The following is a 19,334-nucleotide window of genomic DNA, read 5'->3' as shown; positions in this document are numbered from 1 at the left end:
TGCACGCTCCGAACGCTTTGCCTAAACACCGCCTCACGCCGCCGGCAAGACCGGCAGAGCGGACAGAGTGGCCCGTTCGTCTATCGGTTAGGACGCCAGGTTTTCAACCTGGAAAGAGGGGTTCGATTCCCCTACGGGCTGCCACTTTTCCTTCTCAGCACTTGTAGCGTTGGCACCAGACCCGACACTTCATGTCGATCACGCAGGCCCGACTTTGCCACCTGCGAGACGGTGGGCTGTCAGACATCCACAACCTTTGGGTTCATCATCTCGATGATCGAGCGCCAACATCACGTGCACTCCCTTGGCCGCGGATACTGAATTCCGAATTCTCAATTCATGTGTTAACGTTCCTGTCGAATCGGGTCTGGCTCCCGATCACCAGGGAGGAACGAGATATGACGTTGCACGAGAATTTTGTCGGCGGGCGCTTCGTGCCGGTTGCAGGCGGCGACCGCATCGACGTGCTGAACCCGGCGCGGGACAGCAAGATTTCCGAGATCCCGGATACCGGCGCGGACGGGGTGGCCGAGGCGGTCGCGACGGCGAAGAAGGCGCAGACCGCGTGGGAGAAGCTGCCCCCGATCGAGCGCGCGGGCTTCCTGCGCCAGATCTCGGCCAAGATCCGCTCCAATGCCGACGAGATCGCGCGCGTCATCTCGGAGGAGCAGGGCAAGATCCTGCCGCTGGCGACGGTCGAGGCGCATTTCACCGCCAACTACATCGACTACATGGCGGAATGGGCGCGGCGCATCGAGGGCGAGATCCTGCCCTCGGACCGCGCGGGCGAGAGCATCTTCCTATTCCGCCAGCCGGTCGGCGTCGTCGCGGGCATCCTGCCCTGGAACTTCCCCTTCTTCCTGATCGCCCGGAAGATGGCCCCTGCCCTGATCACCGGCAACGCCATCGTCATCAAGCCGAGCGAGGAGACCCCGAACAACGCCGCGCTCTTCGCCCGCCTCGTGACCGAGACCGAGCTGCCCGAGGGCGTCTTCAACATCGTCTATGGCCGCGGCGCCACGACCGGCAAGGCGCTTGTGACCCATCAAGACGTGCGGATGGTCAGCTTCACCGGCAGCGTCGAGACCGGCTCGCGCATCATGGCGGACGGGGCCAAGAACATCACCAAGATGAACCTCGAACTGGGCGGCAAGGCGCCGGCCATCGTGACGGCGGATGCCGATCTCGACCTCGCGGCGCGCGCCATCACGCAGTCGCGCACGCTGAACACCGGCCAGGTCTGCAACGCCGCCGAGCGGGTCTACGTGGATCGCAGCGTGTCGGCCGAGTTCACCCAGAAGCTGGTCGCGGCGATGAAGGCGGTGCGCTACGGCGATCCGCTGGCCGGGGACGAGCTGGACATGGGCCCGATCATCAACCGCGCGGGCCTCGACAAGATCGACACGCTGGTGAAGTCGGCCGTCTCGGAAGGCGCCGAGGTCGCGTTGGGCGGCAAGGCGGCCGACCTGGGCCAAGGCAATCACTACGAGCCGACCGTGCTGGTCAACTGCCGCCAGGACATGCAGATCATCCGCAACGAGACCTTCGGTCCCGTCCTGCCGCTGATCGAAGTGTCGGGCCTCGACGAGGCGATCGAGCGGGCGAACGACACGACCTATGGCCTCACCTCCTCGATCTACACGACCAAGCTGAACGACGCGCTGCGCGCCTGCCACGAGCTGAAGTTCGGCGAGACCTACGTGAACCGCGAGAACTTCGAGGCGATGCAGTGCTTCCATGCCGGCCGCGGCAAGTCGGGGATCGGCGGGGCGGACGGCAAGCACGGGCTGCTGGAATATACCGAGACGCACATCGCCTATATCCAGACCTGATTTGCAGGCGCATCCGCGTTCGGAATGTCGTATCCTCAAGGTCGGCCGCACCAGCGGCCGGCCGTTTTGCCGAAGAGAGGTTTCCATGCGCCCGATTGCCGCCGCCCAGAGCCGGACCGAGCAGGTCTATGACATGATCCGCGACAGCATCTGCACCGGAGAACTGGCCGCCGGCACGCATCTGGTCCAGGAAGAACTGGCCTCGACCCTCGGCGTCTCGCGCCAGCCGGTCCAGCAGGCGATGCTGCTTCTGAAGAACGACGGGCTGGTGGTCGAGCTGGGCGCGCGCGGCCTCTATGTCGCGCCGCTGGACGCGGGGGCGGTGATCCATCACTACCAGATCCGCATCGTGCTGGACCAGCTGGCCGCGCGGCTGATCTGCGAGCGACTGTCCCGTGCGCCTGACTTCGCCGAGGAGCTGCGCCGCCGGGCCGAGCCGATCCTGAAGGAGGGCGAGGCCGCCCGCAACCAGGGAAGCGCCGTCCTGGCAGTGGCGCATGACGTGAAGTTCCACTCGTTTCTTTATGACAGCTCGGGCAACCCGTTCATCGCATCCACCGCCGAGGCGCATTGGAACTACCTGCGCCGCGTGATGATCGCGGTGGTCCTGCATGCCGAGAGGGGCGAGCTGGTCTGGCGCCAGCATCGCGAGATCCTGGACGTGCTGCTCTCCGGGGATGCCGATGCCGCAGCGCGGGCCGTGGCCGATCACGTCCTCGGCGCGCAGGGCGCGTTGCTGGCGGCGATGGAAGCCCGGCAACTGTAGGGCTCAGCGTCTAGCCGCCGAAGAGGGCCGCCCGCAGGGGCGGCTTTTTGCATTCCGGGAACCAGCGCGATTGACACGGCAAACCGCATTCATCATTCTGAATGCAGAATTCGAATGGGAGGAAGCCGTGCGAATCATCCAAGCGCTGCCGCTGCTGGCGGGCGCCTTCTCCGTGCTGTCCGGCGCAGGCACGGCCCTGTCGCAGGACGCGCCGGCCCCCCAGCCCCCGGCTGCGGATGTCGGTGTCGCGGCGATGTTCCCCGCCGAACTGGCCACGGGCGATCCTGTCCCGGCCGAGATCCTCGAGGCGGGCGAAGGGCTCTTCCGGGCGAATTGTCGGCAATGCCACGGCAGCAGGGGCACGGCCGGCGTCCCGCTGAAGGAGAACGCCAAGCTGGAGGATGCCTATTACCTGACCGGCACGATCCTGACCGGCCCGGGCTACATGACCGGCTTTGCCGAGCATCTGGATGACGGCCGCATCGCCGCGATCGCCAGCTTCGTGCGCAGCAGCTGGGGCAACGACTACGGCGCCGTCCTGCCGCAGGACGTGGCGGACATGCGCTGACGGACGACAACACCCAAACATCAGGACTTCAGGGAGGAAGGAATGTCGAAGGGATACGTGAACGGACGCCTTGCCGCATGGCTGGCATCCGCCTCGGTCGCGGCGATGGTGCTGGGCCAGCCCGCGCTGGCCGAGATCGCCGATTACAGCGAAGTGACGCCCGAGCGGCTGGCCCAGCCCGAGGACGCCAACTGGCTGCAGACGCGCCGCACCTATGACGGGCAGGGCCACAGCCCGCTGACCCAGATCACCAAGGAGAATGTCGGCCAGCTGACCGAGGTCTTCTCGCACGCCACCGGCCCCTACAACACGCTGGCCGAGTTCAGCGCCCTGCCCGCCCGCGGCGCGCATCAGGCACCGACCATCATCAATGACGGCGTGATGTTCATGACCGTCTATGACGGGCAGGTGATCGCGCTGGATGCGGTGACGGGCGAGGAATACTGGCGCTTCAACCGCGAGCTGCCCCAGGGCCTGGTCCCGGTGCACCCCACCAACCGCGGCGTCGCGCTGTGGGGCGACAAGCTCTATGTCACCACGCTGGACGCGCATCTGATCGCGCTCGACGCCAAGACGGGCGAGCAGGTCTGGGACCAGACCCTCGAGAACTGGGAGAACGGCTACTATTCGACCCTCGCCCCGCTGGTGGCGGACGGGGTGGTGATGGCCGGCACCTCGGGCGGCGAGTTCGGCATCCGCGGCTTCGTGCAGGGCTTCGACGCCGAGACGGGCGAGTCGCTGTGGAAGACCTACACCATCCCCGCACCGGGCGAGCCCGGCAGCGAGAGCTGGCCCGGCGAGACGTGGAAGACCGGCGGCGGCCCGATCTGGATCACCGGCAACTACGATGTCGAGGAGAAGCTGGCCTATTGGGGCGTCGGCAACGCCGCGCCGTGGATCGGCGCGCTGCGTCCGGGCGACAACCTCTACACGACCTCGACCATCGGCATCGATCCTGCCTCGGGCGAGATCAGGACCCACTTCCAGTATCACTGGAACGACAGCTGGGACTGGGACGAGGTCGTGCCGCCGACGCTGATCGACCTGCCGGGCGAGAATGGCGAGACCGAGAAGCTGGCCGTGCGATTCGCCCGCAACGGCTGGATCTACAAGCTGGACCGCGAGGGCGGCGAGCTAAAGTTCATCGAGGGCAAGCCCTACGTCTATCAGAACGTCTTCAAGAGCCTCGATCCCGTCACCGGCCGCCCCGAATACAACGAGGAAGCCGTCGCCAAGCTGGGCGAGCGGGTCGAGTTCTGCCCCTCGGCCTGGGGCGGACGCGACTGGCCGGCCGAGTCCTATGACCCGGCGACGCACACGGTCTTCATCTCGGTGAACGAGAACCATTGCGGCGCGATGGAGGCGGCCGAGGTCGAATACGAGCCGGGCGTCCTCTATCTCGGCTCGGGGCTCGAGATGACGCCGACCGAGGCCGCGCGCGACCATATCGGCGCGCTGCAGGCCTGGGACGTGCGGACGATGGAGAAGAAATGGCAGGTCAACTTCAAATCGCCCAACTGGGGGCCGGTCCTGTCGACCGCTGGCGGCCTCGTCTTCGTGGGCGGCACGACAGACAGCATGTTCCGCGCCTTCGACGCCGAGACGGGGGACGAGCTGTGGTCGGTCACGCTGGACGGCGGCATCATCGCGCCCCCGGTCAGCTACGAGGTGGATGGCCGGCAATACATCTCGGTCACGACCGGGTGGGGCGTTGACGGCGACCGCTTCCAGGGCTTCATCAACGCGGCCTTCGGCGACGAGGGGGACGTTCCGCAAGGCGGCACGATCCACGTCTTCGCCCTGCCGCAGACGTGACGCCATGACCCGGCCGGCGCCCTCCCTCGCCTCGTGCCTCAGGGCCGCGGCCTTCGGCGGCGCGCTGGCCGGAACCGTCGCGGCGGCGCAGCCCGCCGCCGCCTGGACGCTGACCTTCTGCGCCGATCCCGACGCCGCGCCCTTCTCGCGGCGCGACGGCAGCGGCAGCGACAACCGCATCGCGGCGCTGGTCGCCGCGGCGCTCGGGGCCGAGTTGCAGACGGTCTGGCTGCCCGACCACCGCGCCCGCAGCCTGCGCCGCCAGCTTCAGGCGGGGGAATGCGACCTGGCGATGGGGGTGCTGGACGGGCAGAAGGGCTTCCTGACCAGCCACGCCTATTACCGCACCGGCTATGTCTTCGTGGCGCGGTCGGGGGCGGCGATGCCCGCCTCGCTGGACGATCCGGCGCTGGCCGATCTGCGGGTCGGGCTTGCCGACGACCCGGCCCATCCCGCCCCGCCGACCATCGCGCTCGCCAAGCGCGGCCATCTGGAGAACCTGCGCCACTTCCCCGCCGCCCGGCTGGAGGGCGCCATGGCCGAAGGCCCGGTCCGCGCGCTGAAGGCGGGCGAGATCGACCTGGCCATTCTTTGGGGTCCGGTCGCCGGCCCCCTCGTGGCGGCGGATGCGGAGCTGGCGCTGTCTCCCGTGACGCCCGAAATCGACATGCCCTTCATCCCGATGGTCGGCGCCTTCACCATCGGCACGCGGCCCGATGACGTCGCGCTGCGCGATGCGGTCGATCATGCGCTGGCGCAAAGCTGGGACGCGGTGCAGGAGGTGCTGGCCGAGGCGCAGATGCCGCTTCTGCCGCTGGCGCCGCCCCGCCTGCGCGAGGCGATGCGATGAGCCTGTCGCGCCGCCTGCTCCTCGGGGCCGCGATGGCCGGTCTGGCCGCCCCCGCGCTGGCGCAGACGGCGCCGCGCCTTCGGGTCGGAGCGGTCCTGCCGCTTGGCGGGCCGGACCTGCCGCTGGCGCCGGCCAATCTGGGTCGCCCGGCCCGCGCCGCACTGGACGGGCTGACCCTCTCCGCCGAGGATGCGGCGCAGAACGCCGGCCTCTTCGGCGGCGGGGTGGATCTTCTGGTCGCAAACGCCCCCACGGCCGAGGCCGCCCGCCGCGCGGCCGCGCGCCTGATCGCCCATGACCGCGTCAGCGTGCTGGTCGGCGGATTCACCGCCGAGGATGCGCTGGCCTTGTCGGAAACCGCCGCCGCGACGGGCACGCTGTTTCTCAACATCGCCGCCCCGCAAGACGCGCTGCGTCGCATCTGCGACCCGCTGACCTTCCATGTCGAGGCCAGCGCCGCGATGTATCTGGACGCGCTGGCAGGCTGGTTCGTGCGCGCCGGTCACCGCCGCTGGATGGTCGTGCATTCGGACGATGCGGACGGACAGGCGCTGATGGCGCGGCTGGACTCGCGGCTCGGCGGCGCCCATTGGGGCGCGCGGCTGGCAGGCGCGGTCGCCGTCGATCCCGCCGCGCGGGACCTGCGCGCCGCCGCGCGCGAGATGGCGCGGACCGATGCCGACATGGTGCTATTGCTGACCGACTGGATGACGCAGCTGGACCTGCTTGCGGCCGCGGAATCGGTCGGCACGCCGCTGCCCGTCACCGGCTTTCCCTGGGCCGCCGCGCAGACCCGCTGGTTCTACGGCGCCAGCCGGCAGGCCGCGCCCGAGGCCGGCCGCTCCTACCGCGCGACCCTGTGGGAGCCGACGCTGGATTCCTACGGCGCGCGCGAGCTGAATGCCCGGTTCGCGGCGCGGTGGGGCCGGCCGATGGATGCGCCCGCTTGGGCCGGCTATCAGGCCGTGAAGATCGCGACCGAGGCGAACCTGCGGACCTCCAGCCTTTCGGGGCGCGATCTGGCGGCATGGCTGTCGGACCCTGCGACGGTCTTCGACCTGCACAAGGGGATCGGCGCCAGCTTCCGGCCGTGGGACCGGCAACTGCGCCAGTCGCTCTACTTGGTGCAGATCGCCGCCGCTGCCGAGGGCGGCTCAGAGCTTGAGCGCCTGGAGGCCCGCGCCGCGCTTACCGGAGAGCTGCCTGCCATCTACATGCCCGGAACCGACCCGGTCCAGCGCCTCGACCAGATCGGCGACATGGCCCGCGACATGCCGCGCTGCGGCTGACCGACACGGAGGAGGAGACCCGATGAGACAGTTGATCAGCCTGGCCGCTCTGTCCGCGGCGACGGCCCTGCCGGCCTCGGCGCAGGACTACAACCTCTTCGTGTCGAACGAGTACGGAGCTTCGGTCGGGGTGATCGACGCCGAGGGACGCGAGGTGACGACCCTGCCCATTTCGGGACGGCCGGGCGAGGTGCGCCCGCGCGGCATCGCCATCAGCCCCGACGGGCGCACGGCCTATATCGCGGTCAGCGACTTCAACCCGGCCAGCGAGCGCCCCGAGGACTCCATCGTCGCGGTGGATGTCGCCACCGGCTCCGAGCTGCGCCGCATCCGCGCCGGCGGCAATCCCGAGCGGCTGGCGATCAGCCCGGACGGGCGCGTCATCTGGGCGTCGCTGGAGGCCATCGCCCAGGCCGCCGCCTATGACGCCGAGACGGGCGCCGAGCTGGGACGCTTCCCGACCGGCGTCGAGCCCGAGGGCGTCGCCGCCAGCCCCGACGGGGCCTGGGCCTATATCACCGGCGAGACAAGCCACAGCGTCACCATCATCGACGCCCGCGAGATGAAGCTGGTGACCCACCTGCTGGTCGGCAACCGGCCCCGCGACGTGATCTTCTCGCCCGACAGCGCCCGCGCCTATGTCTCGGCCGAGATCGGCGGGACGATCTCGGTGATCGACACGGGTGACAGGGCGGTGGTGCAGACGATCGATCTGGGCCTCGACAGCCGCCCGGTCGAGATGGTGCTGTCGCCCCCGGGCGACCGGCTCTACGTGGCGGGGGGCGGGACCAGCACCGTCTACGTGATCGACACTGCCAGCGGCGAGATCATTGCCGAGATCGCCGAGCAGATGGGCCGCCGCCCCTGGGGCATCACCGCAAGCCCCGACGGCAGCCGAACCTTCACCGCGAACGGGATGTCGGACAGCATCACCGTGATCGACGCGGACTGCCTCTGCGTCACCGGCCAGATCCCGGCGGGGCGCGGGGCGCATTCGGTCGAGATGGGGGTGGTCGATGTTCAGGGCTAGCCTTCTGGCCTGCGTGCTGCCGGCCGCGGCCCTCGCCGAGCCTGCGGATCTCCTGCGGGACGTCGCCCGAATCGCCGCGGCCGAGCGGCTGTGGATCGCGGCCGCCGCGGGGTCGGACGAGCTGGACGCGCATCTCGAGGCCGAGCTGCCGCTGTTCCGCGCCCATCTGGCCGCGCTGGACCCTGCCGCGGCCTCGGCGGCGGCCGCGAATGACATCTCCGCCGCCGCCGCCGAGGCCGCCGCGATCCTGCGGGCGGCCAGCCCCGCCGATCCCGCGCAGCGCGAGGCGGGCGTCATCGCCGCGCTGCTGCTGCCCGAGGGCGGAGTCGCCGAAGCTTACGAGGACGGGGCCGAGGGCGCGGCGGATGACTGGTCCCTCGCCCATCATGGCCTTCGGCGCGTGCGCGTCCTGACCGACGCCCTGCTGCCCGAGCTGCCCGAGGCAGAGCGGGCCCGCGCCGCCGCATCGCTGGAACGGCTCGAGGCGGCGATCCCGGCCACCGCCCCCGCCTATGCCGAGATGCTGCCCGGCGGCGAGATCGAGTTCGAGACGCAGGTGATGGCTGCGGCCCTTCTTCGCGGCACGGGCGCGCCGGCCTGGCCCGGAAGCGACCTGGCCCGCGCCGCCCGGCTGGTGGCGGACTGGGCGGCCGAGGGCTGCGCCGATGCCGATCCCGCGCGCGGGCAGGAGACGCTGGCCATCGCCGCGTTCTGGCACGACGAGGCGCTGTCCGGCACCCTGACCCTCTTTGCGCCCGAGGCGCTGGCGCGGGCGCAGGCCGCCTTCGACGCCATCGCCGATGACGGGCCCCATCCCGACGCCTGCAACGCCCTGGCCGGGGCGCTGGCCGAGGCGCAGCCGATGCTGGGAGGTTGAGATGATCCTGGAATGCCACGGACTGGGACGCAGCTTCGGCGGGACCGAGGCGGTGGCCGATGTCAGCTTCGCGCTGGCCGAGGGCGAGAGCCTGGCGCTGATCGGCCCCAATGGCGCGGGAAAATCCACGACGCTTGGGATGCTGACGACCGCCCTCCGGCCCGACCGGGGACGGGCGACGGTGGCCGGCGCCGACATCGCCGCGCAGGCGGCGCAGGTGCGGGCCAGCCTCGGCGTCCTTTTCCAGGAGCCGGCGCTGGACGAGCGGCTGAGCCCGCGCCAGACGCTGCGCCTTCACGCGGCGATGCACGCGCTGCCCCGCCATGCCCGCGCGGCGGCGGTCGAGAAGGCGCTGGACTGGGCCGGGCTGCGCGAGCAGGCCGACCGGCCGCTTCGGGGCTTTTCCGGCGGCATGAAGCGGCGGCTGGAACTGGCGCGCGCGCTGATGCACGGGCCGCGCCTCCTGGTGCTGGACGAGCCGACGCTCGGGCTCGATCCGCAGGGGCGGCTGGATCTCTGGGCGCGCATCGACGGGCTGCGGGCCGAGGGGATGGCGGTCCTGATGACCACACACGCGATGGCCGAGGCCGAGCGCTGCGACCGCATCGGCATCATCGACAAGGGCCGCCTGCTGGCCATCGGCACCCGGGCCGAGCTGGCGCTGGCGCATGGCGGCCATGCCCATGCCGATCTTGAGCAGGTCTTCCTGACCCTGACCGGCCGCGCCCTGCGCGACGCCTTCGCCGGCCCGCCCGCCCGCGTGCTGCGCCTGCCCCGGAGGTCCGCATGAGCGCGCTGTCCCTTTCGGTCACCGAGGCGCTGTGGCGGCGCGAGTTGACCCGCTACCTGCGCGATCCGTCGCAGATCTTCGGCGGCCTGTCGCGGACGGTGCTGTGGCTCATCATCCTCGGCTTCGGCCTCGGCGCGACGCTGCGCGAGATCGAGGGCTACAGCTACGCGCAATATGTCCTGCCGGGCGTCGCGCTGCTGAACGTCCTCTTCGCCTCGCTGCAATCGGGCTTCCAGCTGGTCTATGACCGCCAGCACGGGCTGCTGCGCCAGATCCTGATCTCGCCCGCGCCCAGCCTGTCGGTGACGCTTGGCAAGATCCTGGGCGGCGCGACCGTCGCCGTGGCGCAGGGCCTCATCCCCATCGCCTTCGCGCCGGTCGTGGGGGTGCAGATCTCGCTGCTCGCGCTGGCGGGGGCGATGGCGGTTCTCTTTGCGATGGGGGTCGGGCTGACCGGGCTGGGGGTGCTGATCGCGCTGCGCCGGGGCAGCATCGACAATTTCGGCAGCATCTCGAACGGGGTGATCCAGCCGCTCTACTTCCTGTCGGGCTCGATCTTTCCGCTGAAGGGGATCGTGGGCGGCATCGGCTTTCTGGACATCCCGCCGGCCCTCAGGGACCAGCTGCGCATGCACGGCATCAACGCCATCGGCGGAGGCTGGGTGGTCGAGCTGCCGGGCTGGCTGGACATGCTCGTTCGGCTGAACCCGATGACCTACAGCCTCGACCTGCTGCGCTGGTGCCTTCTGGACTTCCACCAGCTGCAGCTGGCGACGAACCTTGCCGTCACTGCGGGCTTCGGCCTTGTCACGACGGTTTTGGCCATCCGGGCGCTGGACCGGGCGCGGCAGCGTTAACGCCCTTGACGCAGCCGGGCCGACTCGTGCTAGTGTATACCGGATTCAGAATTCCATCTTGTGCAGGGAGGCGCGGATGAAACGGCTGCTCACCTTCGGTCAGATGCTGGACGTTCATGCGCGGCTTATGCCCGACCGGCTCGGCGCGCGCGATCTGGACCGCAGCCTGACCTTCGGCCAGTGGAACGGTCGCGCCCGCCGCCTGGCGAACGCGCTGCTGGGCTTGGGGCTCGCCAAGGGGGACCGGGTCGCGGTGCTGGCCTACAACCGCGTCGAATGGGCCGAGATTTACGCCGCCACAGCCAAGGCCGGGCTGATCGCCGTGCCGATCAACTTCCGCCTCTCGCCCGTCGAGATGCGCTTCATCATCGAGGATGCGGGCGCCGCCGCGATCCTGGCCGAGGATGCGCTGATCCCGGCCATCGAGGAGATCCGGCACGTGCTGGACATCCCCGCCACGCGTTTCGTGCATTTCGGCACCCCCCCTGCCCCCCTCGGCTGGCGGGATTACGAGGCGCTGATCGCGAACGCCCGCGACAGCGCGCCGGATGTCGCGGTGGCCGAGACGGACCCTTGGGCGCTGATGTACACCTCGGGGACGACCGGCAAGCCCAAGGGTGTGATCCGCAGCCATCGCGGCATGGCACTGGTCGGGCTGATCACCGAGATCGAGCTGGCCGTGGGCCGCAACGACGACGCGCTGCTGGTCATGCCGATGTGCCATGCCAACTCGCTGAACTTCTTCTGCGCCTTCAGCTATGCGGGCGGGGTCAGCAGCATCTACTCGCGCCCCAGCTTCGATCCGGACCACGCGATGTCGGTGATGGAGGGGAACGGCTCGACCTTCACCTCGCTGGTGCCGACGCATTACATCATGATGCTGGCGGCGGCCAAGGACAGCGGGCTGCGCCGCGATCTGGGGCGGATGGCGAAGCTGATGATCTCGTCCGCGCCCGCCCGCGCCGACACCAAGCGCGCGATCATGGAGATGTTCCCCAATTCCGGCCTCTTCGAGCTTTACGGCAGCTCGGAGGCAGGCTGGGTCACGATGCTGCACCCGGACGAGCAGTTCAGCCACCTGGGCACGGTCGGACGCGAATGCATCGGCTCGGCCCCGGTGCGGCTGCTGGACGAGGCCGGCAACGAGGTGCCCGACGGCCAGCCGGGCGAGCTGTTCTCGTGCACGCCCTACACCTTCGACGGCTACTGGAACCTGCCCGAGAAGACGGCCGAAGCCTTCCGCGGCGAATACTGCACCGTCGGCGACATGGCGCTGCGCGACGAGCAGGGCTTCCTGCGCCTGATCGACCGCAAGAAGAACATGATCATCTCGGGCGGCGAGAACATCTATCCCTCCGAGATCGAGGCCGTCCTCGGCGGCTGTCCCAAGGTGCGCGACGTCGCCGTGATCGGCCTGCCCGACGCGAAATGGGGCGAGCGTGTCCACGCCGTCGTCGTGCTGCACGACCGCGCCGAGGCCTCGGAATCCGAGCTGATCCAGTGGTGCGACGGGCGCATCGCGCGCTTCAAGATGCCGCGCGGGATCAGCTTCCTGCCCGACCAGGACATGCCCCGCACGGCGACGGGCAAGATCCAGCACCGCCTGCTGCGCGACCGGATGGTGGCCCAGCTCTCGCAGCCGACCGTCGCCTGAAAGGACCAAGGATGACCGATCTCCGCCAGGATCTGAACGCAGATCCCCAATCCGTCGCGGCCTGGATCGCCCGCAGCCTGAAGGCCCGCGGCGTGGACCGGATCTTCGGGCTTCAGGGCGGCCACATCCAGCCGATCTGGGACCACGCTGCCCGGCTCGGCATCCGCATCATCGATGTCCGGCACGAGGTCGCGGCGGTCCACATGGCCCATGCCCATGCCGAGTTGACCGGCGGCCTCGGCGTCGCGATGGTGACCGCGGGGCCGGGCGTGACGAACACGGTGACGGCAGTGGCGAACGCCTCGCTGGCGCGGATGCCGGTGCTGGTGATCGGCGGCTGCACCTCGCGCCCGCAGGCGAACATGGGTCCGCTGCAGGACATCCCGCATGTCGACATCCTGCGCCCCGTCGCCCGCTTCTCGCGCACGGCGCGCGTGCCCGACCAGGTCCTGCGCGAGATGGACGAGGCCATCGCCCGCGCCTTCGGCGACGCCTGCGAGCCTGGACCGTCCTATCTGGAAATCCCGACCGACGTGCTGCGCATCAACGTGCCGGACCACATGGTGCTGGACGAGTGGATGCAGGCCCGCCCACGCCGCCGCCTGCCGCCCGATCCCGCCTTGGCCGAGGAGGCCGCGCACGCGATCTGGGGCGCGCGCCGTCCGTTGGTCGTCACCGGGCGCGGCGCGGTCGATGCCGGCGCGGCGCTGATCCGGCTTCTGGACGCGACCGGCGCGCTCTATCTCGACACGCAGGAAAGCCGCGGGCTGGTGCCGGCCGATCATCCCTCGGTCGTGGGCGCAATGCGCGGCGCGGTGATGGGCGAGGTCGATCTGGTCGTCACCATCGGCCGCAAGCTGGACTACCAGCTAGGCTACGGCTCGCCCGCCGTCTTCCCCCATGCGCGCTTCGTGCGGATCTCGGAGAACGCGGCCGAGCTTTACGACAACCGCCGGGGCGCGCCCGAGCTGCTGGCCTCGGCCGATCTGGCGCTGGAGGCGATCCTCGCGGCGGGCCAGGGGCTGGAGAGCCGGATCGACCGCCCCTGGGCCGAGGGCGTGCGCGCCAAGCACGTCGCCCGCAGCGCCCCGAAGCCCGCGCCGAAGACCGGCGCGGACGGCCATGTCCACCCCGCCGCCATCTTCGAGGCGCTGCGCGAGGTCGCGCCCGCCGACTATATCGCGGTGGCCGATGGCGGCGACTTCCTGTCCTTCGCCCGCGTGGGGCTGGAGGCGCGCACCTATCTGGACGCGGGGGCCTTCGGCTGCCTGGGCGTCGGCGTGCCCTATGCCAATGCCGCCGCGCTGGCCTGCCCCGACCGGCAGGTGATCTGCGTGACCGGCGACGGCGCCTATGGCCTCAACGCGATGGAGATCGACACCGCCGCCCGCCACGGCGCCAAGATCGTGGTCATCGTCTCGAACAACGCCGCCTGGAACATCGAGCGCTATGATCAGGAGTTCAACTATGGCGGCCGCGTCGTCGGTACCACGCTCGCCCATTCGGACTATGCCGGCATGGCCCGCGCGCTCGGCCTTCACGCCGAACGGGTGACCGACCCCGAGGGCCTCGCCGGCGCGATCCGGCGGGCGATGGACAATGCCCCGGCGCTGGTGGACGTTGTGACCTCGCAGGACGCCGTGTCCTCGGATGCGAGAAAGGGGCTGGGCTTCGTGCCCGACTATCAGCCCCTGACCGCATGGGACGACGCCGAACGCGCAAGACGGGGACTGGCATGAGCATCGACTTCACCCTCGACCCGCAGCTCGAGGAGATCCGCCGCCGCACGCGTGATTTCGTCGAGGCCGAGATCCTGCCGGTCGAGGCCGACCGGACGAACTGGGACGAGCACGACAACATCGCGGACGTGCCGCTGCGAGCCCTGCGCGAGAAGGCCCGCACGGCCGGCCTCTGGTGCCCGCAGGTGCCGCAGGCGCTCGGCGGGATGGGCCTGCCCGTCACTGGCCGCGCGGTGATGTATGAAGAGGCGAACCGCTCGATCTTCGGACCGGCCGTCTTCAACTGCGCGGCGCCCGACGACGGGAACATGGACGTCCTGGCCCGCGTCGCCACGCCCGCGCAGCAGGCGCGCTGGCTGGCGCCGCTGGTGGCGGGCGAGGTGCGGTCCAGCTTCGTCATGACCGAACCCGCGCCGGGCGGCGGCTCGGACCCCGGGATGATCGGCACCAGCGCCGTGCGGGACGGCGATGTCTGGCGCGTCACGGGCCGCAAGTGGTTCATCACCGGGGCCGAGGGGGCGGCGCATTTCATCCTGATCGCCCGCACCGACCCGAACCCGGCCGAGAAGCGGCGCCACCTGACGGCGTTCCTCTTCCACCGCGACCAGCCTGGCTGGAAGATCCTGCGCCGCATCGCGATCATGGGTCCCGAGGAACATGGCGGCCATTGCGAGTTGGAGTTCGACGGGCTCGAGATCCCGGACGAGAACCGGCTGATGGGTGTCGGCGACGGGCTGAAGGTCACGCAGATCCGCCTCGGCACCGCGCGGCTGACCCATTGCATGCGCTGGCTGGGCCTCGCCAAGCGCGCGATGTCCGAAGCGCAGTCCTATGTCGATCAGCGCGAGGGCTTCGGCATCCGCCTGGCCGAGCGCGAATCCGTGCGGCTGATGCTGGGCGGCGTCGCGCTGAACATCCAGATCGGGCGGCTCCTGACGATGAACGCGGCCTGGGCGCTGGATAGGGGCAGCCATGCGCGCAAGGAGGTGTCGATGGCCAAGCTGCATGTCGCGGACACGCTGCACCAGGCGGCCGACGTCGCGATCCAGCTGAACGGCGCGCGCGGCTATTCGCGCGACACGGTGCTGGAATGGATCTACCGCTATGCGCGGCAGGCGCGGCTGGTCGACGGCGCCTCCGAGGTGCACCGGATGGTGCTGGCCGACGCCTATGCGCGCGAGGGCGACGAGTTCTGGACCTGGGGGGCATGAGCCTGACGGACAACCCCGCGCTGAATGCCTGGCTTTCCGATGCGCTGGACATGCCCGGCGCGCGGGTTGTCGCCGCCGAGAAGCTGTCGGGCGGCGCGATCCAGGAAAACTGGGCCGTCACCGCCCAGGCCGGCGAGCAGACGCGGCGCCTGGTGATCCGCCGCGACGCGCCGGCCACGATCGCCGCCAGCCGCTCGCGCGCCGAGGAATACGCGCTGATCGCGGCCGCCCATCGCGCCGGGGTGCGCGTGCCCGAACCCTTGGGCTTCTGCGACGACCCCGCGATCCTCGGGGCACCCTTCGCAGCCATGGCCTGGGTCTCGGGGACGGGCTACGGCCCCAAGGTGGTGCGCGACCTGACCCTCGGCGGCGACCGCGCCGAGCTGGGCTGCGAGCTGGGCCGCCAGATGGCGCTGATCCATGCCGTTCGGCCCGATGCCGGGCTGGCCGCCATCCTCGGCCCCCGCCCCGCCGATCCGGCCCTCGAGGCGGTGGCGCTGCTGCGCGCCTGGCTGGACGCCCGGCCCGCCCCGCGCCCCGGCCTCGAATGGGCGCTGCGATGGGCCGAGCGCCACGCACCCCCGCCGGGACCCGTGACGCTGACCCATCAGGACTTCCGCAGCGGGAATTTCCTGGTCGATGGCCAAGGGCTGACGGCGGTGCTGGACTGGGAATTCGCCGGCTGGTCGGACCCGGCCAGCGATCTCGGCTGGTTCTGCGCCCGCTGCTGGCGCTTCTCGCGCCCGGACTTGGACGGGGGCGGCATCGCCTCGCGCCAGGACGTGCTGGCCGGCTACGCCGGGGCCGGCGGCACGGTCCCCGACCCGGCGCGCGTCGCCTGGTGGGAGGTGCTGGCCCATGCCCGGTGGGCGGTGATCGCGCTGCAGCAGGGCGACCGCCATGCCAGCGGGGCCGAACGCTCGCTGCACCTGGCGCTGACCGGGCGCATCGCCGACACGCTGGAATACCAGCTTCTGCAGATGACCCGACCGGAGGCCGCATGAACCCCGCCCTCGACCTGATCGCCGAGGCCGAGACCTCGCTGCGCCGCGACGTCGCGCCCGGCGGACCGGATGCGCGCTACCACGCGCTGCTGGCCGCCAACGCGCTGGCGACCGCCCGGCGGGCGCTGTCCCTGCCGGCGGGCGCGTCGCCCGAGCCGGATGTCGCGGCGCTTCGTGCCGGAGCGCATGACGACGATGCCGCGCTGTTTGCGGCGCTAGTGGCGGATGCCCGCCGCCGGGCCTGGGTGACCGACCCTGCCGCGCTGGCCCCGGACGACCGCGCGCTGACCGAAGGAGAATGCCGTGACTGACCTTCCGACAGCCTTCCGGCTGGACGGCCGCGTGGCGCTGGTGACCGGCGCCTCGGGCGCGCTTGGGGCCGAGTTCGCGCGCAGCCTGTCCGCGGCGGGGGCAAGGGTCGTCATGGCCGCCCGCCGCGTCGCCGCCATGGAGGCGCTGGCGGCGGATCTGCCCGGCGCCGCGGTGGTCGCGCTCGACGTGACCGACCCCCACAGCGTGAGCGACGCCGTCGCGCAGGCCGAGGCGCTGGCCGGCGCTCCGGTGGACCTGCTGGTGAACAACAGCGGCATCGCCGCGCCGGGCGCGGCCCTCCGGCAGAGCGACGAGAATTGGGCGCAGGTCATGGGGGTGAACCTCGACGGCGCGCGGCGCATGTCCGTCGCGGTCGCCGGACGGCTCGTCGCGGCGGGGCGGCCGGGGGCGATCGTCAACGTGGCCTCGATCCTCGGGCTGCGACAGGGCGCGGGGGTGTCGGCCTATGCGACCTCGAAGGCGGCGCTGATCCAGCTGACGCGCCAGCACGCGCTGGAATGGGCGCGCCACGGCATCCGCGTGAACGCGCTGGCGCCGGGCTATGTGGAGACCGACCTCAACCGCGACTTCTTCGCCACCGAGGCCGGACAGGCCCAGGTGCGCCGCATCCCGCAGCGCCGGCTCGGCCGGGCGGCCGAGCTGTCCGGTCCGCTCTTGCTGCTCGCCTCGGATGCGGGCAGCTTCATGACCGGCTCTGTCCTCGTGGCCGATGGCGGCCACCTTCTTTCCGCGCTGTGAGGCCCTCGATGTCCGACTATGCCATCACCGCCGCCGCCCCCGGCGGACCCGACCAGTTCCGCCGCACCCGGATCGACACGCCCCGGCCCGGCCCGGGCGAGATCCTCCTGCGCCAGACGGCCGTGGGGCTGAACTTCATCGACGTCTATCACCGCAGCGGCACCTATCCCTGGCCGGTCGAGCGGGATCTGATCGTCGGCTCCGAGGGCGCCGGCACCATCGAGGCGGTCGGCGAGGGCGTCTCCGACCTCAGGCCCGGCGACCGCGTGGCCTACACCCAGCCCTTGGGCGCTTATGCCTCGGCGCGCGTCATCGCCGCGGACCGGGTCGTGCCGATCCCCGAGGGCGTCAGCGACAAGGTTGCCGCCACCTTGATGCTGAAGGGGCTGACGGCGCATTACCTGATCCATGACAGCCATGCGGTGCAGCCCGGTCAGACCGTGCTCGTCCACGCGGCGGCCGGCGGGGTGGGTCTTCTGCTGGGCCAGTGGCTGGCGGCGAGGGGCGTCACCGCGATCGGCACGGCCGGCGGCGCGGCGAAATGCGCGCTGGCCGCCGCGCATGGCTATGCCCATGTCATCGACTACGACGCGCAGGACTTCGCGGCCGAGGTTGCGCGTCTGACGGAGGGTCGCGGCGTCGACGCCGTCTATGACGGCGTGGGCGAGGCGACCTGGCGCGGCTCGATGGCGGCGCTGGCGCGGCGGGGCAGCTATGTCTGCTTCGGCCAGGCCTCTGGCCCGATCACCGGCTTCACCTTCGCCGATCTTGCGGCGAAGTCGGCCAAGGCCACGCGGCCGGTCCTGTTTCACTACATCGCCGACCCGGCCGAGCTGCGCGCCCGCGCCGCCGACCTCTTCGCCGCAGTCGCGCGCGGCGAGATCCGCTCGGAGCCGCGCCAGAGCTTCCCGCTGGCCGAGGCGGCGCAGGCCCATGCCGCGCTCGAGGCGCGCAGGACGACAGGGGCCACGGTCCTGATCCCGTAGCGCCGGCGGCGGCCCGCGCGGCAGCGGCTTCGGCCAGCCCGGCCCTGTCTGGCCGCCCCTGCGCCGGGCGCAGGAACATCGGGCATGTTTCAGGGTTCACCGGGGCACGAGAAGCGAGGTGCCCCATGAGCCAAGACAAGAACCCTGACGAAGTCCCGGCCGACGCACCGGGCGCCGGCGAGAACGTCTGCCGCGCCTGCAACGGCAGCGGGCGGGTCGACGGACGCGAATGCGCCGAATGCGGCGGCAGCGGCAAGATCCCGACCGGGATCGGCGGCGGCTGAACCGCGGCGGAAATGCAGGACCGTAGAATGCATGACAGGGCGGGGTTGCCCCCGCCCTGCTGCAAACTTGCCACTCGCTACGCTTAGAAAGCGCTTACTTCGCGGCGGCCGCGTTCGGGGCGACCGACGGAGCCTTCTTCACGGCGGCTTGCACGTCGCGCGTGGTGTTCTCGGCGACTTTCTGAGCGTCGGCGGCGATGTCCTTGCCGGCGGTCAGCATCAGGTCGACGGTGTCCATCTGGACCTTCTTGGCGACCTCGGCATAGGCGGCCATGTGCTCGGCAGCCATCTCAGCGGCGGCCGACGCGAAGTCGCTGTAGGCCTTGGCGTATTCCGAAGGCTCCTCGCGGACCGCGGCCAACTCGCCCATGCGGGCGATCGAGTCCTTGGCCCAACGTGCCGAGATCTCGGTCGAACGCTCGGCGGCGGACAGGGCCACGCGGGCCAGGCGCTCGCCCAGGAGGCTCTGCGACTTCATCGCTTCCTGCATCGAGCTGGTGTCGACCGGGAAGTTCGACATCATGTCCTGCATCGTTTTCGCGAAATCAGGGGTCTTAGCCATTCCAGTTCTCCTTTCAGGCGGCGCGCGTCGAGGGCCCTCGCCCGTCATGGTCACCGCATTCGTTCAGTGACCCCAATATGAATGCTGCACCGCAGCATTTCAAGATTTTTCTGCGACGCAGCGTAAATTCGCGGGTTTTCGCGCATGTG

19 protein-coding genes and 1 tRNA gene are annotated in these 19,334 nt (G+C 70.6%); 19 read left to right on the top strand and 1 reads right to left on the bottom strand.

Annotation, left to right across the window (positions count from 1 at the left end; all coding sequences use genetic code 11):
- Positions 1-69 precede the first annotated feature (69 nt).
- From BLP73_RS02060 to BLP73_RS19295, 19 genes are all read left to right on the top strand, one after another.
- Positions 70-144: transfer RNA gene (locus tag BLP73_RS02060), tRNA-Glu, on the top strand.
- A gap of 254 nt (positions 145-398) precedes the next feature.
- Positions 399-1,832, top strand: a complete 1,434-nt coding sequence (gene aldA, locus BLP73_RS02055; RefSeq protein ID WP_090739836.1) for an aldehyde dehydrogenase — start codon at positions 399-401, stop codon at positions 1,830-1,832.
- A gap of 85 nt (positions 1,833-1,917) precedes the next feature.
- Positions 1,918-2,598, top strand: coding sequence for a GntR family transcriptional regulator (locus tag BLP73_RS02050; protein WP_175453206.1), 681 nt, complete (start codon positions 1,918-1,920; stop codon positions 2,596-2,598).
- Positions 2,599-2,725: 127 nt separating this feature from the next.
- Positions 2,726-3,166: a c-type cytochrome gene (locus BLP73_RS19300; protein ID WP_175453205.1), complete on the top strand. Its 441-nt coding sequence runs from the start codon at positions 2,726-2,728 to the stop codon at positions 3,164-3,166.
- A 42-nt stretch (positions 3,167-3,208) separates the two neighbouring features.
- Positions 3,209-4,981 (top strand): PQQ-dependent dehydrogenase, methanol/ethanol family, encoded by a 1,773-nt coding sequence (locus tag BLP73_RS02040; protein WP_217630625.1) that lies wholly within the window; start codon positions 3,209-3,211, stop codon positions 4,979-4,981.
- A gap of 4 nt (positions 4,982-4,985) precedes the next feature.
- On the top strand, positions 4,986-5,831 hold the full coding sequence (locus BLP73_RS02035; RefSeq protein ID WP_090739833.1) for a transporter substrate-binding domain-containing protein: 846 nt from the start codon (positions 4,986-4,988) through the stop codon (positions 5,829-5,831).
- A complete protein-coding gene (locus BLP73_RS02030) occupies positions 5,828-7,120 on the top strand; it encodes an ABC transporter substrate-binding protein (RefSeq protein WP_090739832.1) in 1,293 nt (430 codons plus the stop codon). The genes BLP73_RS02035 and BLP73_RS02030 overlap by 4 nt, the downstream gene beginning before the upstream one ends.
- Positions 7,121-7,142: 22 nt before the next feature.
- Positions 7,143-8,150 carry a beta-propeller fold lactonase family protein gene (locus tag BLP73_RS02025; protein WP_090739831.1) on the top strand — a complete coding sequence of 336 codons (1,008 nt, stop codon included), beginning with the start codon at positions 7,143-7,145 and terminating at the stop codon, positions 8,148-8,150.
- On the top strand, positions 8,137-9,027 hold the full coding sequence (locus tag BLP73_RS02020) for a hypothetical protein (RefSeq protein WP_090739830.1): 891 nt from the start codon (positions 8,137-8,139) through the stop codon (positions 9,025-9,027). Before BLP73_RS02025 ends, BLP73_RS02020 begins: the two co-directional genes overlap by 14 nt.
- A 1-nt stretch (position 9,028) precedes the next feature.
- Positions 9,029-9,817: an ABC transporter ATP-binding protein gene (locus BLP73_RS02015; RefSeq protein ID WP_090739829.1), complete on the top strand. Its 789-nt coding sequence runs from the start codon at positions 9,029-9,031 to the stop codon at positions 9,815-9,817.
- On the top strand, positions 9,814-10,674 hold the full coding sequence (locus BLP73_RS02010; protein WP_090739828.1) for an ABC transporter permease: 861 nt from the start codon (positions 9,814-9,816) through the stop codon (positions 10,672-10,674). Before BLP73_RS02015 ends, BLP73_RS02010 begins: the two co-directional genes overlap by 4 nt.
- A 76-nt stretch (positions 10,675-10,750) precedes the next feature.
- Positions 10,751-12,328 carry a class I adenylate-forming enzyme family protein gene (locus tag BLP73_RS02005; protein ID WP_090739827.1) on the top strand — a complete coding sequence of 526 codons (1,578 nt, stop codon included), beginning with the start codon at positions 10,751-10,753 and terminating at the stop codon, positions 12,326-12,328.
- Between the two features lie 11 nt (positions 12,329-12,339).
- Positions 12,340-14,067, top strand: a complete 1,728-nt coding sequence (locus tag BLP73_RS02000; protein ID WP_175453204.1) for a thiamine pyrophosphate-binding protein — start codon at positions 12,340-12,342, stop codon at positions 14,065-14,067.
- A complete protein-coding gene (locus BLP73_RS01995; RefSeq protein WP_245686505.1) occupies positions 14,064-15,278 on the top strand; it encodes an acyl-CoA dehydrogenase family protein in 1,215 nt (404 codons plus the stop codon). Before BLP73_RS02000 ends, BLP73_RS01995 begins: the two co-directional genes overlap by 4 nt.
- Complete coding sequence (locus BLP73_RS01990) at positions 15,275-16,282, top strand: phosphotransferase family protein (protein WP_217630624.1); 1,008 nt, start codon at positions 15,275-15,277, stop codon at positions 16,280-16,282. The genes BLP73_RS01995 and BLP73_RS01990 overlap by 4 nt, the downstream gene beginning before the upstream one ends.
- Positions 16,279-16,593, top strand: coding sequence for a hypothetical protein (locus tag BLP73_RS01985; RefSeq protein ID WP_090739826.1), 315 nt, complete (start codon positions 16,279-16,281; stop codon positions 16,591-16,593). Before BLP73_RS01990 ends, BLP73_RS01985 begins: the two co-directional genes overlap by 4 nt.
- Entirely contained in the window at positions 16,586-17,353 is a 768-nt protein-coding gene (locus BLP73_RS01980) for an SDR family NAD(P)-dependent oxidoreductase (protein ID WP_090739825.1), read from the top strand. Before BLP73_RS01985 ends, BLP73_RS01980 begins: the two co-directional genes overlap by 8 nt.
- A gap of 8 nt (positions 17,354-17,361) precedes the next feature.
- Complete coding sequence (locus BLP73_RS01975) at positions 17,362-18,339, top strand: quinone oxidoreductase family protein (protein ID WP_090739824.1); 978 nt, start codon at positions 17,362-17,364, stop codon at positions 18,337-18,339.
- Positions 18,340-18,464: 125 nt separating this feature from the next.
- A complete protein-coding gene (locus BLP73_RS19295; RefSeq protein WP_175453203.1) occupies positions 18,465-18,623 on the top strand; it encodes a hypothetical protein in 159 nt (52 codons plus the stop codon).
- Positions 18,624-18,717: 94 nt separating this feature from the next.
- Here BLP73_RS19295 and BLP73_RS01970 read toward each other — a convergent pair whose 3' ends face one another.
- A complete protein-coding gene (locus BLP73_RS01970; protein WP_090739823.1) occupies positions 18,718-19,185 on the bottom strand; it encodes a Phasin in 468 nt (155 codons plus the stop codon).
- Between the last annotated feature and the right edge of the window lie 149 nt (positions 19,186-19,334).

The sequence above is a fragment of the Paracoccus tibetensis genome (genome assembly GCF_900102505.1).
In the GTDB taxonomy this organism is placed as follows: domain Bacteria; phylum Pseudomonadota; class Alphaproteobacteria; order Rhodobacterales; family Rhodobacteraceae; genus Paracoccus; species Paracoccus tibetensis.
The sequence above is the reverse complement of the archived record's forward strand: the minus strand, read 5'-3'. Positions and strand labels throughout refer to the sequence as shown.